The organism is Vibrio sp. LQ2 (assembly GCF_023920125.1).
Classification (GTDB): Bacteria; Pseudomonadota; Gammaproteobacteria; order Enterobacterales; family Vibrionaceae; genus Vibrio; species Vibrio fluvialis.
Genome location: NZ_CP085308.1, coordinates 297,042 through 312,639, shown reverse-complemented (window position 1 = coordinate 312,639; position 15,598 = coordinate 297,042). Strand labels below are relative to the sequence as shown.

At 52.7% G+C, this 15,598-nt stretch carries 18 protein-coding genes; 7 read left to right on the top strand and 11 right to left on the bottom strand.

The genetic code is table 11. The features are described 5' to 3' along the window. Window positions 1–63 precede the first annotated feature (63 nt). Window positions 64–570, bottom strand: coding sequence for an undecaprenyl-diphosphatase (locus LGV68_RS01660; protein WP_196773751.1), 507 nt, complete (start codon window positions 568–570; stop codon window positions 64–66). 206 nt (window positions 571–776) lie between these two features. On the opposite strand from LGV68_RS01660, the gene LGV68_RS01655 reads away from it, so the two are divergent. Both LGV68_RS01655 and LGV68_RS01650 read left to right on the top strand, forming a co-directional pair. Next, window positions 777–1,442, top strand: coding sequence for a response regulator transcription factor (locus LGV68_RS01655; protein ID WP_075988383.1), 666 nt, complete (start codon window positions 777–779; stop codon window positions 1,440–1,442). Further along, window positions 1,418–2,779 (top strand): ATP-binding protein, encoded by a 1,362-nt coding sequence (locus tag LGV68_RS01650; RefSeq protein WP_075988382.1) that lies wholly within the window; start codon window positions 1,418–1,420, stop codon window positions 2,777–2,779. The genes LGV68_RS01655 and LGV68_RS01650 overlap by 25 nt, the downstream gene beginning before the upstream one ends. A 153-nt stretch (window positions 2,780–2,932) precedes the next feature. Here the strand turns inward: LGV68_RS01650 and LGV68_RS01645 are convergent, their stop codons facing one another. Beyond that, entirely contained in the window at window positions 2,933–3,106 is a 174-nt protein-coding gene (locus LGV68_RS01645; RefSeq protein WP_155761256.1) for a hypothetical protein, read from the bottom strand. A gap of 336 nt (window positions 3,107–3,442) precedes the next feature. Here LGV68_RS01645 and LGV68_RS01640 point away from each other — a divergent pair, with 336 nt between their 5' ends. The 4 genes from LGV68_RS01640 to LGV68_RS01625 are packed head-to-tail and all read left to right on the top strand — an operon-like array spanning window position 3,443 to window position 10,155. Further along, entirely contained in the window at window positions 3,443–4,750 is a 1,308-nt protein-coding gene (locus LGV68_RS01640) for a TolC family protein (protein WP_225869440.1), read from the top strand. A 9-nt stretch (window positions 4,751–4,759) separates the two neighbouring features. Beyond that, window positions 4,760–6,466 (top strand): efflux RND transporter periplasmic adaptor subunit, encoded by a 1,707-nt coding sequence (locus tag LGV68_RS01635; protein ID WP_222725046.1) that lies wholly within the window; start codon window positions 4,760–4,762, stop codon window positions 6,464–6,466. Beyond that, a complete protein-coding gene (locus LGV68_RS01630) occupies window positions 6,463–9,606 on the top strand; it encodes an efflux RND transporter permease subunit (protein WP_222725044.1) in 3,144 nt (1,047 codons plus the stop codon). Before LGV68_RS01635 ends, LGV68_RS01630 begins: the two co-directional genes overlap by 4 nt. Window positions 9,607–9,609: 3 nt before the next feature. Continuing rightward, window positions 9,610–10,155, top strand: coding sequence for a cupredoxin family protein (locus LGV68_RS01625; protein ID WP_047461131.1), 546 nt, complete (start codon window positions 9,610–9,612; stop codon window positions 10,153–10,155). A 57-nt stretch (window positions 10,156–10,212) separates the two neighbouring features. On the opposite strand, the gene LGV68_RS01620 is transcribed toward LGV68_RS01625, so the two are convergent. The 7 genes from LGV68_RS01620 to LGV68_RS21430 form a co-directional block, all read right to left on the bottom strand. Next, window positions 10,213–10,566, bottom strand: a complete 354-nt coding sequence (locus tag LGV68_RS01620; RefSeq protein WP_202639436.1) for a tRNA-binding protein — start codon at window positions 10,564–10,566, stop codon at window positions 10,213–10,215. 60 nt (window positions 10,567–10,626) lie between these two features. Beyond that, window positions 10,627–11,229, bottom strand: coding sequence for a class I SAM-dependent methyltransferase (locus LGV68_RS01615; protein WP_252536089.1), 603 nt, complete (start codon window positions 11,227–11,229; stop codon window positions 10,627–10,629). Continuing rightward, on the bottom strand, window positions 11,229–11,585 hold the full coding sequence (locus LGV68_RS01610; RefSeq protein ID WP_252536087.1) for a hypothetical protein: 357 nt from the start codon (window positions 11,583–11,585) through the stop codon (window positions 11,229–11,231). The genes LGV68_RS01615 and LGV68_RS01610 overlap by 1 nt, the downstream gene beginning before the upstream one ends. Window positions 11,586–11,630: 45 nt before the next feature. Then, window positions 11,631–12,080 carry a GNAT family N-acetyltransferase gene (locus tag LGV68_RS01605; protein WP_020428983.1) on the bottom strand — a complete coding sequence of 150 codons (450 nt, stop codon included), beginning with the start codon at window positions 12,078–12,080 and terminating at the stop codon, window positions 11,631–11,633. 71 nt (window positions 12,081–12,151) lie between these two features. Next, complete coding sequence (locus LGV68_RS01600; protein ID WP_252536086.1) at window positions 12,152–12,964, bottom strand: AraC family transcriptional regulator; 813 nt, start codon at window positions 12,962–12,964, stop codon at window positions 12,152–12,154. A gap of 20 nt (window positions 12,965–12,984) precedes the next feature. Beyond that, window positions 12,985–13,518, bottom strand: coding sequence for a YbhB/YbcL family Raf kinase inhibitor-like protein (locus LGV68_RS01595; protein ID WP_252536085.1), 534 nt, complete (start codon window positions 13,516–13,518; stop codon window positions 12,985–12,987). Window positions 13,519–13,724: 206 nt separating this feature from the next. Continuing rightward, window positions 13,725–13,847: a hypothetical protein gene (locus LGV68_RS21430; RefSeq protein ID WP_289781582.1), complete on the bottom strand. Its 123-nt coding sequence runs from the start codon at window positions 13,845–13,847 to the stop codon at window positions 13,725–13,727. A gap of 3 nt (window positions 13,848–13,850) precedes the next feature. Here LGV68_RS21430 and LGV68_RS01590 point away from each other — a divergent pair, with 3 nt between their 5' ends. Next, on the top strand, window positions 13,851–14,003 hold the full coding sequence (locus tag LGV68_RS01590) for a hypothetical protein (protein WP_252536080.1): 153 nt from the start codon (window positions 13,851–13,853) through the stop codon (window positions 14,001–14,003). A gap of 126 nt (window positions 14,004–14,129) precedes the next feature. Here the strand turns inward: LGV68_RS01590 and LGV68_RS01585 are convergent, their stop codons facing one another. Next, entirely contained in the window at window positions 14,130–14,549 is a 420-nt protein-coding gene (locus LGV68_RS01585; RefSeq protein WP_252536078.1) for a GFA family protein, read from the bottom strand. A gap of 511 nt (window positions 14,550–15,060) precedes the next feature. After that, a complete protein-coding gene (locus LGV68_RS01580) occupies window positions 15,061–15,264 on the bottom strand; it encodes a cold-shock protein (RefSeq protein WP_020329995.1) in 204 nt (67 codons plus the stop codon). Window positions 15,265–15,598 lie beyond the last annotated feature (334 nt).

The window sequence follows — 15,598 nt, the reverse complement described above, 5'->3', positions numbered from 1 at the left end:
CAGCCTGATGGCTGCTTTTATTTTGCTTGGCGTCCGGTTCAGTACGTAAAACTGGTCGGCGACTTATCGCCCCCGATGCAACACTGCGTGCTCTATGTTGATCAAACCATTCAACAGAGGTGTAAACCGCGCGGAAAGCCATTGAAAATAGCCCCAAACCACAGCCCCACTGACTAAGTACGCGCCGAGGATATCGAACGGATAATGCACGCCGACATAGACTCGCGCCCAACCCGTCAGCGCCGAGAGGGCTAAAATCACTCCGGCGAGCAGCCGATAAGTTTTATCCCGACCGATAGCGAAACCAATGCCCGCCATGAGTGTCACATGATCGCTGGGAAATGAAGAGTCAGTTACATGGGCAATCAGTTGTAGCCCAAGATGATCCGCGAACGGACGATTGTGATACCACAGCAGCGAAATAAGCAGGTTCGTCGTCAGCGCCAACACCGTCGCCAATGCGGCGTGAAATGCAACCGCTTTGCCACGCGAGCTGGTAAACCACAGCGCCAGCAGGCACACAGGTACAATAACCAAAGGCATTTCCGCAATGCCCTTGGTTATACTCATTAAAAAAGAGCCGGGCTGATGAGCTGCGTTGATAAGCAGGAATAATTGTTGATTTAAACTGTCCATAACATCGAGTCTTGATAAGAAATTCAATCCCCCAAGGGTAATAGACAATACTTAGCAATGGCTTAGCACCCGCTGACTAAGTCAACGCTAAGTTTACAGCGCTAGCCTTAGCCAAAATCCCCCTACTGCGCGGAGAAACAATGAGAATATTGCTGGTCGAAGATGACCACATGATTGGCGAAGTGGTTGAGCAAGAATTACAGGAACAACACTTTGCCGTGGATTGGGTCAAAGACGGCAAAAGCGCCACTTTGGCCGCTGACACCCACCATTACGAGGTGGTGCTGCTTGATCTCGGCCTGCCACAAAAACACGGTTTTGACGTGCTGCGACATCTGCGTGGAAGCGGAAATCATGCAGGCGTGATCATCATGACAGCGCAGGATGCCACCGAAGACAAAATCAAAGGACTCGATCTCGGTGCCGATGATTACCTCATCAAGCCATTTGAGATGGGTGAACTCATCGCGCGCATCAAAGCGGTCGCCCGACGTAAAGCCGGACATTCAGGCCCCATTTACTCCAATGGCGTCATCAGCCTCAATCCGGCGACCCACGAAACGGACGTCAACGGCGAGAGCATTCGCCTGACCGCAAGGGAATTCTCGGTGTTGCAGGCTCTGTTACAACGGCCGGGGACCATCTTGTCGCGCTCGGATTTAGAAGAGCGTATCTATGGCTGGCATCAGGAAGTCGAGAGCAACGTGATTGAATTCATCATCAGTTCGCTGCGCAAAAAGCTGGGTTGCAAAACATACATTATTAACGTCAGAGGTGTCGGATGGATGGTCTCCAAAAATGGCTGAATCGCTCGGTTAAAGCTCGTCTGTCCTTTTGGATGTCGCTGATCATCATCGTGATGTCCGTGTTCAGTGCCGGGTTGTCGTTCACCTTCTCCTTTTATGAAGCGCATCAGTTGCAAGATGATCAGTTGCGTCAGTTTGGCGCGCTGATCAATCATCAGGGTTTGATTTCTGCCAGCCAGCCGTTTGATCTCAAGCTGTCTGAAATCGACAAAGACGCGCGCATTTTTCTGCGCGTGCTTAATGAGGATAATGCCAACTCAAACTCCGCCTTTACCCCACGTATGGCAGAAGGGTTTACGACTCTGCGCGACAAAGGCCGCACCTGGCGGGTGTATGTGTTGACGACCGATGCTGGCCAGAAAATTTCCCTCGCTCAGGATATCGATTTACGCAACGAATTTGCCCGTGAAGGTGCGCTTTACTCATTGCTGCCGACCCTGTTTCTGATGCCAATTCTGCTCATCCTGACGAATCTGCTCATCAACCGCATCTTTTTGCCCGTCAGCGCCTCGGCCAACAAAATCAATCGCCTCTCCACCGAGCAGCCATGCGTGATTGACATGGATTCCGTGCCGCTGGAAATAAAACCGTTTGTCATGTCCATCAACTCCCTTCTGGCACGGTTGTACCATTCCATGGAGCAGCAGAAACGTTTCATTGCTAACGCCGCGCATGAACTGCGCACGCCGCTCACGGCGCTGAGTTTGCAGGCGGAAAGTCTGGGTTCTCCGCAATCTACTCCCGCGCAGCAGAGAAAAATCAGCCGCCTGCAAGATGGATTGAATCGCGCGCGCAATTTGTTGGAACAGTTACTGACCCACGCCCGAATGCAGGAAAACGGCCGCGAGCCGGAGCAACCCTGTTCCGTACAAGACACCCTGCGTTCGGTGCTGGCGGATACGATAATTTACGCGCAGCGCAAAGGGGTCGATGTCGGGCTGACCTCCAGTACTGATGCCACGCTCCGCCTCGCGCCGATCGATCTGTACACATTGCTGAAAAATCTGGTCGATAACGCCATTCGCTACACACCAGCGCAAGGTACGGTCGATATCTCCGTCCATCAGCGCGACTACTACGTTGAAATCAGAGTTAGTGACAGCGGACCGGGCATTCCACAACAGGCGTTGAGCCAGGTATTTGAACCGTTTTATCGCGGTGACAACCATTCGGAGCCGGGATCCGGGCTGGGGCTATCGATCGTCAGCACCATTCTGAAACGGTTGAAAGGTAAAATCGTGTTGCGGAATAAAGATCACCAGCAGCAGGTCACCGGGCTGGAAGTCTCGGTGTTTCTGCCCACACATCAGCATTTCAACCGCGCGATAAGTCTATGAATTAGGTCATTTAGCTTGACCTTACCCTAGGGGTAAGGATTATAGTCACAGCACTTTTGATGTAATTCTGTCTGTTTAAATTTGGTTTGTATGCGCCTGAACTTCATGACGACAACCTGGATAACGCTGCTGACATTAGCTTCACTGCTGATGTCAGGCTTTGTTGCAGGTTCGCCAGCCATGAATGTCGCGATGGCGACGCAAATACAAACGAGCATGCCAGCCCGCTGCACAGAGGCTTCGGTCATCACACACACCGAGCATCATGCCGATAATGCAATGCAGACGCTCATGCAAGCCAATACCAGTCAGTGCGATGTCAGCCATGACATGGTGCACAGCTGCTGTGATACGACCTGCACTAATGCGTTAGCTCTTATGGGTTTCCCCTCGGCTGTCGCTTCTCTTGTCACCACTCAAACGCAATACCAACGTTCTGTTGTCGGTGATGTTATTCACCGCACGCAAACCCTTTATCGGCCCCCCAGCGCTTAAATCCCAACTCTCGAATCTCGGCTTCCGCCCCTACTACCTGTGAACAGGTAACAGGCGGAGAAGTTTTCGTGCGCGTTACGCGCTCAGTTGTGGATGAACAACGTGAAATTAAAACCATGCCTTTTGGCGCTGTCTGTCAGCGCGGCGGCTTGGGTGAGTTCTTTGGCGATGGCGAGCGAAACCTCGCCTGCCAGCCCATCACCTCAGCCAGCACAGGCGTTGTCTCAACTTATTGAGACGGCGCTGTCGAACGACGGAATTCGTCGTCAGTATTACGCACAAGCGCAAGCGATGCGCGAAACGGGTCGTGCCAGTGCGACCTTAATGGATCCCAAACTCAAAATGGGCGTCACCGGTCTGCCCGTCGACAGCTTCAAGTTCGATGAAGATGCGATGACCAACATTTCCGTCGGCCTGATGCAGCAGTTTGAGCGGGGTGACACGCTCGATCTGCAAAACAAAAAAGCCACGCAACAGGCACAAGGCGTCGAAGTTCAGGTCGTCGGTCGCGAGCTTGAAGTCGCCAACGCGCTGACCCAATTGTGGCTTGAACTGGGCTATCAGCAGGTGGCGCAAACCATTCTGCTGGAAAATCGCAGCCTGATGAATGAGATGGTCAATTTCATTCAAACCAATTACGCGATTGGCAAAAGCGAAGCGCAGGATCTGCTCAATGCGCAGCTGCAGGTCTCGCGCCTGGACGAGAAGTTACAGGCTAACGCGCAGATGCAGCAGCGCCTGACCGCTCAGCTCTCCGAATGGCTCGGTTCAGACTGGCTGCTTTCAGCCCATCGCCTTCAGGCATCGAACCAGTTGCCGTGGCCTAAGCTGGAGCAAACCCTCACTCACCCGTCGACCGACAACGCTTATTACAGCGATCTGAGCCGTCACCCTGCGGTGCGCATGGCAGATTCATCGATTGAAGCCGGTCGCACTCAGGTGGATATTGCGCGCGAAGCCTACTCGCCGCAGTTTGGGGTGGAAGTGATGTATGCCTATCGCCAAGCCAATAACATGCGCGGTGAGCCTGCATCGGACTTGGTCAGTGCCTATCTGACCCTGGATATTCCGCTGTTCACCGGCAACCGCCAAGACCGAAACCTCGCGGCCGCTCAGTATCAGGTCGGCGCAGCCCAATCGCAAAGAGACACCTTACTCCGTCAGATGAACGCCAAAGTGAATGCGCTACGCGTCGATCGCGACAACCTAGCTCAGCGTTTGGCGCGTTTCAACTCGACCTTGCTACCGCAAGCCAAAGCGCGTGTTCAGGCCACCGAGCGCGGCTATCAGAACAATACCGCGCAGTTTAACGACGTGATTTCGGCCAGTACGGATGAATTGGCGTTGCAACTCGAGTATCAGCGCCTGCTCACCGATCGCAATCTGGTCAACAACAACCTCGCGGCGCTGCTCAGCAGTTACGAATACCAAGTCAGTCAGCCACAGCTATCCCTGCCATCTGCCGAGCAGGAATAAGGACAAACGATGAAAAACAGTCACATAGCGATTATCGCGCTGGCCATCGGCGCAGCTCTGGGCGTAGGTGTCCAAACTTATCTCGCGGGCATGAACGCCGAACATAACGCAATGAACAGCGCCGCCAGTGAAGGCAGCAAAGAACCGCTGTATTGGGTTGCACCCATGGATCCAAACTACAAACGCGACAAACCGGGTAAATCACCGATGGGGATGGATTTGATTCCGGTGTATGCCGAAGAAACCGCAAACCAGAAACCGGGCACGGTGACCATCGACCCGTCGGTCGAAAACAACCTTGGCGTGAAAACCGCACAAGCTTTGCGCGAGCCACTGTCACCCAGCATTGAAACCGTTGGCTACATCGCCTTTGATGAGAGCCGTTTATGGCAAACCAACGTGCGGGTGGCAGGCTGGGTCGAGAAGCTCTACGTCAACGCGGTCGGCGATCGCGTGCGTAAAGATGACGTGCTGTTCACCCTTTACTCGCCCGAATTAGTGAAAGCACAAGAAGAGTTGCTCAATGCCTATCGCACCGGACGCAGCGCGCTCGTGAAAGGTGCGACCGAGCGTCTGGTGACACTCGGTGTCGACCGCGCGCAGATTCAGACCATCCTTAAACGCGGCAAAGCCTCGTCGTCCGTCGACATCAAAGCCAAAGCCGATGGCATCATCGCCAGCCTGAATATTCGTGAAGGCGGCTATCTCTCTCCGGCACAAGCGGTGATCAGTGCTGGTCCGCTGGATAATGTTTGGGTCGATGCCGAAGTGTTTGAGCGCCAGTCACACTGGGTGACCGCAGGCAGTAAAGCGATGATGACGCTGGATGCGATGCCGGGACGCGAATGGCAGGGTGAAGTCGATTACGTCTACCCGATTCTCGACCCACAAACCCGCACGCTGCGTATGCGCCTCAAGTTTGCCAATCCACAGGGCGCTCTCAAACCCAACATGTTCGCCAACATCTCGCTGCAACCGGTCACAGAAGACGCGGTATTAACCATTCCAAAGTCGGCGGTGATCCATTCTGGCGGCATGAGCCGAGTGGTGCTGGCCGAAGGTAAGGGTCAGTACCGCTCAGCGCGCATTGAAGTCGGCCGTGAAGCGGGCGATCGCATTGAGGTGCGTCACGGGCTCAATGAACAAAGCCGCGTGGTCACTTCAGCGCACTTCCTGCTCGATTCAGAATCTAGTCAAACGGCCGATTTGTCGCGCATCGATGGCCTGCAAGCCGCCAGCGAAGCGATTTGGGCCAAAGGTGAAGTGACCGATGTGATGGAAAAAACGCGCATGTTAACCATCAGCCACCAGCCTGTCGCGGAGCTGAACTGGCCGGGTATGACGATGAATTTCACTCTGGCCGATAGCCTGACAATAGAACCTTTCAGTCGCGGACAGGCGATCGAATTCGCGCTAGAAAAAGGCGATGACGGCCAATACCAAGTGGTCGATTACCGTATCGGTGACACGGTTATTCCTGGCGAACTGTGGCTGACGGGTGAAATCAGTATGCTGATGGCCGATTTTGGCATGATCACCCTCAAACATCTGCCGGTTGCCGAGTGGAGTTGGGATGCGGGCGAAATGAATTTCAGCGTCGGTGATGACGTTGACCTCAGCGGGCTGAAGGAAGGTCAGCCGGTTCGGTTTCTAGTGCAGAAAAATGGCACCGATTATGTGCTGAAATCGATTGAGCACCTCGGAGGTCAATCATGATCAACGCCATTATTCGCTGGTCGCTGCACAACCGCTTTCTGGTGTTGGTCGCGACGATTGCGCTCATCGCAGGTGGCCTGTTCAGCGTTAAGCAAACGCCGGTGGACGCGATTCCCGATCTGTCCGATGTGCAGGTGATCATCAAAACCAGTTACCCCGGCCAAGCGCCGCAGGTAGTGGAAGATCAGGTCACTTATCCGCTCACCACTGCTATGCTGGCCGTGCCCGGGGCGGTGACGGTGCGCGGTTATTCGTTCTTTGGTGATTCCTACGTTTACATCATCTTTAACGACAAAACCGATATGTACTGGGCGCGATCACGGGTACTCGAATACCTCAGCCAAGTAGCACCTAAGCTGCCAGCCAACGCCAAACCCACACTCGGTCCCGACGCGACAGGCGTCGGCTGGGTCTACAGCTACGTGCTGCAAGACAAAACCGGGCAACACGATTTGGCGCAGTTGCGCAGCCTGCAAGACTGGTTCCTCAAATACGAGCTGCAAACCGTGGCTGGGGTGTCGGAAGTTGCGACGGTGGGTGGCATGGTCAAGCAATATCAGATCCAGATCGATCCCGCCAAACTGCGTGCCTACAACCTGACCCTGCAACAGGTCAATGCCGCCATTCAAAACGGTAATCAGGAAACGGGCGCCTCAGTGATCGAAGTGGCCGAAGCCGAGCACATGGTGCGCACCACTGGCTACCTGACCGGGATTGAAGACATTCAATCGCTTCCGCTCAAAGTGACCAGCAAAGGTACGCCGCTGCTGTTGGGCGATATCGCCGACATTACCCTTGGCCCACAAATGCGCCGTGGCATCTCAGAACTGAATGGTGAAGGGGAAGCCGTCGGCGGCGTCATCGTCATGCGCTTTGGCGAGAACGCCAGTCAGGTGATCGCCAACGTCAAAGCCAAGCTGAACAGTCTGCAAGGCAGTCTGCCGAGCGGGGTGGAAATTGTGCCAACATACGACCGCTCCACACTGATCAATTCTGCGGTCGAGAACCTATGGAAAAAGCTGGCGGAAGAGTTCATCGTGGTCGCGGTTGTGTGCGCGCTGTTCCTGTTCCACATTCGTTCGTCACTGGTGATTGCGCTCAGCCTGCCCGTCGGCATTCTGTCTGCGTTTATCGTGATGCACTGGCAAGGCATCAACGCCAACATCATGTCGCTCGGCGGCATCGCGATTGCCATTGGGGCCATGGTCGACGGTGCGATTGTCATGATCGAAAACGTGCACAAGCACATTGAGCGTACGCCGCTGACCGACAAAAACCGCTGGCAGGTGATTGGTGATGCGGCGCAGGAAGTCGGCCCACCACTGTTCTTCTCACTGCTGATCATCACCCTCAGCTTTGTGCCTGTGTTTGCACTGGAAGGTCAAGAAGGCAAGATGTTCTCGCCGCTCGCCTTTACCAAAACCTACGCCATGGCGGCATCGGCAGGTCTTGCCATCACATTGGTTCCGGTGCTGATGGGCTATTTCATTCGCGGAAAGATCCTGCCTGAGCACAAGAACCCGGTGAACAAATCACTGGTGGGCTTGTACCGCCCGCTGCTCAACCTCAGCTTGCGTTATCCGAAAACCATGATTGTGATAGCGATGGCGTTGATGGCATCGGCCTACTACCCGACCAGCAAGCTCGGCAGTGAATTCATCCCGCCATTGGATGAGGGCGATTTGATGTACATGCCGACCACCTATCCGGGCATTTCAATTGGTAAAGCACGCGAGCTGTTGCAGCAAACCAACAAGCTGATCAAAACCGTACCGGAAGTGAACACCGTGTGGGGCAAAATCGGCCGCGCCGAAACCGCAACGGATCCCGCGCCGCTGACCATGATCGAAACTGTGATACAGCTTAAACCACGCAGCGAATGGCGTGAGGGCGTCACGACGGAATCGCTGCGCAAAGAGTTCGACAATCTGGTGCAGTTTCCGGGCCTCACCAACGCTTGGGTAATGCCGATCAAAACCCGCATCGACATGCTGGCGACCGGGATCAAAACTCCGATTGGCATCAAAATCGTCGGGCCGGAACTGGCGACCATCGAACGCATTGGCGCAGAACTGGAACCCATTCTTAACGGTGTGGAAGGTACGGCATCGGTGTATGCCGAACGTGTGGCTGGCGGCCGTTATGTCACGGTCGACATCAAGCGCCGTGCCGCAGCGCGTTACGGGCTTAACATCAAAGACGTGCAGCAAGTGATTGCTACTGCGGTCGGCGGCATGAATGTCGGCGAGACGATTGAAGGGCTGGAACGTTACCCGATCAACGTGCGCTACCCGCAGGATTACCGCAACTCGGTAGTCAAACTGCAAAACCTGCCATTGGTGACACCCAACGGCGCACGTATTGCGCTTGCCGATGTGGCTGACGTACGTTACGAAGATGGCCCGCCGATGATCAAAACCGAGAATGCTCGTCCCAATGGCTGGGTGTTTGTCGACATCGAAGGGCGCGATCTCGGCTCCTACGTGGCCGAAGCGCAGCGCGTGGTGGCCGATCAACTCAAGCTGCCTGCGGGCTATTCGCTGGCGTGGTCAGGGCAATATGAATACATGGAGCGCGCCAAAGACCGCCTCAGTGTGGTGGTGCCCATTACGCTCACCATCATCATGCTGCTGCTCTACTTCAGCTTCCGCCGTGTGGGTGAAGTGCTGATCATCATGGCCACCCTGCCGCTGGCGATGGTCGGCGGCTTATGGCTGATGTATTCGCTTAACTACAACCTGTCGATCGCCGTCGGTGTGGGCTTTATTGCTCTGGCTGGTGTCGCGGTCGAGATTGGCGTCATCATGCTGGTTTACCTCAATCAAGCCTGGCATTACACCAAGCTCAAGGCTCAAGAACGCAAAGCCACTTTGACGCTTCAAGACCTCAATGACGCCATTCGCGAAGGCGCCGGGCTGCGCGTGCGCCCGGTCATGATGACCGTAATTACCGTCATCATCGGCCTCATTCCCATTATGTACGGTGAAGGCACCGGTTCTGAAGTGATGCAACGCATCGCCGCGCCCATGATTGGGGGCATGGCATCCGCGCTGCTGCTGACTCTGCTGGTGCTGCCCGCCATTTTTAAGCTGTGGAAACAGCGTGAAACTCAACCGACGACCACTACTGAAAAGGAATAGATCATGAAAATCACTGTATTAGCTTTGGCACTAAGCCTCACTTCCCCACTGGCACTGGCTGACATGACACACGGCGACAGCCAGCAATCCGGAATGGATCACAGCATGATGTCTTCAGACAAGATGCCGCAACAAGGGATGGACCACTCCGGTATGATGAACATGGGCGAAATGTCGGACGTTGGCATGTCCGCCACAGGATCCAAACCGACAAAAGTGGTACATGTGCTACTTTCTGACGACATGAAGATCACGTTTAAAAAAGAGGTCGACATTCAACCCAACGACGTAGTGCAATTTGTGATCATGAATACCGGCAAAATCGACCACGAATTCTCGATTGGTTCCGCCAAAGAACAGTTGACGCACCGCGAAATGATGCGCTCCATGAATGGCCAACACATGCATGATTCCGGCAGCACGGTGACCGTGCAACCGGGCAAAGCCAAGCAATTGATGTGGCATTTCCAAGGCGATAACCACGTCGAGTTCGCCTGCAACATTCCCGGCCACGCCGAAGCTGGCATGGTGAAAAAAGTGACGCTGTAAACATCGCAACCTGCGATTAAAAAAAACGCACCGATGGGTGCGTTTTTTCTCTCAATATCAGCCCGCTCTGGCGCCATTGGGTAATTCCGATTCCGGGCAAGCGAGGCACGGTGTCAGCCGGTCTTCGTAGCCAATATCAAACAGCATGCCTTGAGAAACTTCGCCCGCCATTTTGCGCTCGGGCAGATTGACCACAAACAGCGCCTGCTTGCCTTCAATCTCTTTCGGGTTGGCCCTTTCCTGTTTGATGCCTGCCAATACTGAACGGGTGTGATCGCCAAAATCGACGATCAGTTTCATTAACTTGTCGGACTTGGGAACGTCCAACACTTCCACAATACGCCCGACGCGAATGTCCACTTTGGCAAAATCATCAAAGCTGATCTCAGGTTTAATCGGTGCAGGTGTCATCTCTTCTCCTCGTTCTAAAGTGACATGGTGGCTAGAAAATCGGGTTGTTTGGCATTCGAATCATGCGAGAGAACGCTTCACCGCCACCACGGAATAGGTATGCCAGTGTTTCATTCTGCCCAATGCGGTTTTGGCGCTTTCGTCACGTTCAAAGAATCTGACGACATCGAAATGGGCAAATAGAGACATCACTTGCGACTCGGTGAGGGGTGTCGTCGGGCTGCGATAGTTGTTCGCCCAGCTGTCTTTTTCACCCATGAAATCACCAGCAAACACGCCGCCAGCTTCCAAACACGCTTCGATCTTATGCCAGGTCTCCTGAAACTGGTCAGGGTTGGCAAAGAACAAACTGGAGTTGGCAATCACAATGCCCGCTTTGGGGTAGTCGAAAGACTCAAAAGCGGCCTGCTCAATCTCAACCAACGCATTCGCCGCAAACCTTGCTTTACATAGCGCTGTCGCATCGGCATTCACATCGAATCCGTGCACTTGATATCCCTGCTGCGCCAGATACTGGATATCGCTCCCGGTGCCGCAACCACAATCCACCGCAACACGCGCGCGGGATTGATTAAGTTTGACCGCCAACTCTGTTCGCCGGAGATGCGGACGTGAAATGGCCTGTTCGTAATATTCTCGCCAAATCTTAGTGTTGTCTTCCATCACAGTTCGTCGCTAGTGTCGAGTTCATCAGGGAACAGGTATTCCATGTTGATTTGGCCTTCGGGGTCGAGGGTAAAACGAATGTGGTCGTGGCCGGTGCCAGACTGATTGATGTCCGAACACCCCAGAAACAGATCCCAATCGTAGCTGTATTCGATTTGATAGCGGTTCTTCGCCAAATGATGCACCGACTGAATCTCGATGCCATTGACGTTGTGCGCCATGTCATCGATGTAAGAGAGATCCGGGATCAGCTTTTCCTGAAAGGTGCTTTTATGGGCGATGAGGAAGTCTTTCAGCGCGTCGCACAGCGCCGGGCCATGTTCAATCGGTTGAGATAAGGGAGTAAAAATCACGTCTTGTTCTCCAGTTGAAATCGCGCAGATTCAGTAAATAGAAGGTCAGTTTAAATCCAAGGACAAGCGCAACATGTCCTGATGCTGAATGCCCTGCTCGAAAATCGGCTCCGGATAGTGCTTGAGAAAGTGATCTTTCAGCACGCTGTCCACCCGAAAACCGAGCCGTTGATAATAGGTCAGTTGATAACCAAAAGTGCCGGTGCCCAGCTCAACACGCTGCACGTTGCTATTCTTCAGCTCATGCAACGCAAACCGCAGCAGCTCAGAACCGATACCCTGCTGCTGAAATGGCGCAGCAACCGACACATTAAAAATCTCAGCGGTGGTCTCATCCAGCGCTTTCACCACGCACGCGCCAATCACGGTGCCGTGATGCGTGACGGCAAAGCACCACGCGTCCTGCAAATACGTTGCGATGTTTTGCTGCGACGGATCGGCTTCCAACAACAGTGACATCGGAATGTCATCGGGTTCAACACGTAAGTAATGCATGTGGCCTCAAGTCAATGGTCGACAGGAAAGTACCCAACTGCGGGCATATGCAGCGGAGTGAATCTCACACTTTACTGCAATCGGCTGGTGACAGCACTCGTTTCATTGCCATCCAAGGTTTTGACGTACCCTTTGGGCGAAATACCAAACTTGTCTTTAAACCGCTGGCTGAAGCGGCCTTCCGACTGATACCCACACAGGCCTGCGATCAGCGCCACGTTGTTGTGCCCTTCTTGTATTAAACGAAGGGCGTGATTCAAACGCACTTCAGCCAGCACTTCACGATACTGAACGCCCTCTTGGCGCAGTTTTCGAATCATGGTAGCGCGACTCATGGCAAAGTGGCGGGCCACGTCATCCAGCAGATGGTCGTGGCTGGGCGAATGCGACAAGTAGCGACTGAGTTTTTGAGTCAGTGAATCCTGCGAAGTGGCAAAGAGGTGATGCAATACGCCGCGCTCCGCCAGTTGCTGATACAAGCCCAGCACCCAATATTGCTGGGTTTCGGCGCTCAGTGTTTGGCGGTCAAACGCATAGAGCGCATTGAGCGTGTCGCGCAATGCAGCATCGTGGAAAAGCATGAACGAGGTGCCTTGATCGGCATTGCGCAGACTCAATTCAAGCATGGCATGCGGCGGCGTGCAGAAAAAACTGAACATGCGCGATGAAAACCGCCCTTTGTGTGGCATGTTTTCAAAACTCAGCGACATGCCTGAACTGCACAGCAAGACCTGAGTCGCGCCCAGTTCACTCGTTTCATCCTGCCAAAAGAGTCGTTTACTGCCTGCCGTGATCTGAATCAGACTCGGGGAGTGGATGCGAACATTACGCAGCGGCTGCTGTTGTCCGGCGCGAAACACGGTGATTTGATACTGATGATTCATCCATTCCCTCGCTGAATTTATTAACGCGTATACGTCGCGGTCAGTCTGGCTTTGCCCAGCGCCATGCTGTTGAGGGTAAAACCAAATACGGCAGGCGGCGTGTTGGCATCCAATTGCAGTGATGCTTGCGGTAGCGCCCAAACCGTAAATTGATAACGGTGCATACCGTCGTTGACCGGCGGACAAGCGCCACCAAAGCTTGCTACCCCGTAATCGATACGCGCTTCTTTACCGCCCAGTTTTGCGATATTGGCACCGCGCGGCACGGCATTGACCGATGCCGGAATATCAAACGCAATCCAGTGCCAGAAACCACTTTCTGTCGGAGCATCCGGGTCATACGCTGTGATGGCAAAGCTTTTAGTGCCTGCTGGTGCATCTTTCCACATCAGTTGTGGTGACAGGTTGTCGCCATCGCATCCCCACCCGGCATACTCAAAGGTTTTTGCCATCGGGTGGCCTTCCTGAATGTCGTTGCTGGTCAATTGAAAGGCTTGAGCGGAACCCGCGGCCAGTAAACTGACCGTCATGATGCTGTTGATGAAAAATCTCATTGCTGTTCTCCTTAGTTGGTCTGACTAAGTGTAAGCGTGCATCACGACAATTGCCGACCTGAAAGTATCAGATGAACATAATAATCAGCAACATTTGATACTTAGTGACAAATGACATTGAGTGTTCAATAAGGAATCCATCGCGCCGCAACCCAAGCCCCTTTACGCCGCTTCCATCAGTTTCGGCAGACAATCCACGATCGCGTCTAGCGGAAAAATACTCTGGTGCGCTCGGCACAGAACCACGGCGCCTTCAATGCTGGCGATGATGCCCAGCGCGCGGCTTTACGGCCACCATTCTGGATTCGGTCACAGGTTGCGCGGTTCATTCCATGCTCGAAGCGGGAGTAAGTTACGGCACCGTCGATTTGGCGATAAAAATGATGCGCCCAGTGCCGATCAACGAACCGCTCATCGCCGAGGCGAAAATTACCCACATTTCACGTTCATTGGGCATCGATAAGTACCACTTCAATAGACACTAGCTGATTGGAAAAAGTAGGCCAACTCCCCAACCTCAAGAGATGACAGGAAAATGATCCAACTTGGAAAGAGGCATTTCTGAGCGATAAACTGCTGAGCGTGATGAAGTCTAAAACATGCTTTTATGTTTAGCTCTTAATTTGCTCAGGTAATTCATCATAACTGGGGGCATTACATAAATTTTTAGACCAGTTTGCACGGCGGCTAACATAGATTTTAGCGGTTGGCTCAATTGAGATTGGGCTATCTAAACTACCTGCAGGCACCACTACATGGTTAAAACTTTCAGCAATCGAGGGAAGTGCAGACCCACATTTCTGGCAAAAGCTTTTTGTATGCCTTGAATTTGGATGCTGGTAAGTTTTAACGTAACTCTCACCTTGCAACCACGTTAACGTGTTCCCTTTAGCAAACAGATTAGCAGCATGAGCAGACCCCGTATCTTTTTGGCAACGCGTACAGTGACACAAGAAGAAGGACTGGAAATCACCTGAAAGCTCATACTTTACTTCACCACAAAGGCACGAACCTTGATGTTTACTTGCCATAAAATCCTCCTGACTTTTGATCACTCATATAGCGTCATAAAGTAGCGAATCAGCTCCAGTACAACTGCCATTTTTAGTCTTTCCCAAAGTACGTCAAGTGAACGCTCGACGATACAAGGAACCAAACAAGTTTAGCGTCTAAATGGGCATCTTAGCATCAGCTCAGAACTGATTTATCTCGGGGAACGGCGTCCATTAGGCACATCTGAAAACGTAGCTAATCTCCGCCAGGTACCTTCGATGATCACGAAGAACTTGCGTCGGTATCGATGCAATCTACTCTACCAAGGGCGATTCAGAGCGACTAACTGGTATCAGAGATGCGAGAACGGAGGTTTTTTCTACTTTTTCGGAGCTAGAAAGAGGTCTTTAAATTTTTCATATCATCGGAAACGATGACTCGGTTTACGGCGCAAACACATCGTAAGATGTCATAGCGTAACTTGAAAAACAGCAGACCCAAGAGCCAAGCTGCTGGGTCTGCTGCTGAAAATGTTCATCCTTTACAAGATTATAAAGGCTTAACGTTAGTGGCACACGGTCCTTTCTGGCCTTTGCCAACTTCAAATTCTACTTTTTGGCCATCACTCAGTGATTTATAGCCTTCCATCTTGATTTCCGAATGATGAACAAATAGGTCTTTGCTACCGTCATCCGGTGTAATGAAACCAAAACCTTTGTCACTATTGAACCACTTAACTTTACCTGTACTCATTTTTCCAATCTTCATCTGGGGACTAAATAAACAGCGATTCGAGCCGCCATATCGGCAAGAATAGCCCGAGTTATCAACGCTCTACGAAGTATAGTAGAAAGCATCACGACTAATCATTGGTTAGATTTCGCAAATGAGCAAGGGCGACGTTCAATAAAAGTCGGGCAATTGCGTAAATTGGGATAAATGACCGTTTAATTGCGAATTTTGAGCCCGTTAGACATGGTAAGTTTCCAGAGTCAGGAGGAATTTCGACCAAGAAGATATGCCTAGTCACCAACTTAATAGCCACATTTTAGTTAGAGTTTGGACAGAACCTTGCTAGACCTTCAGC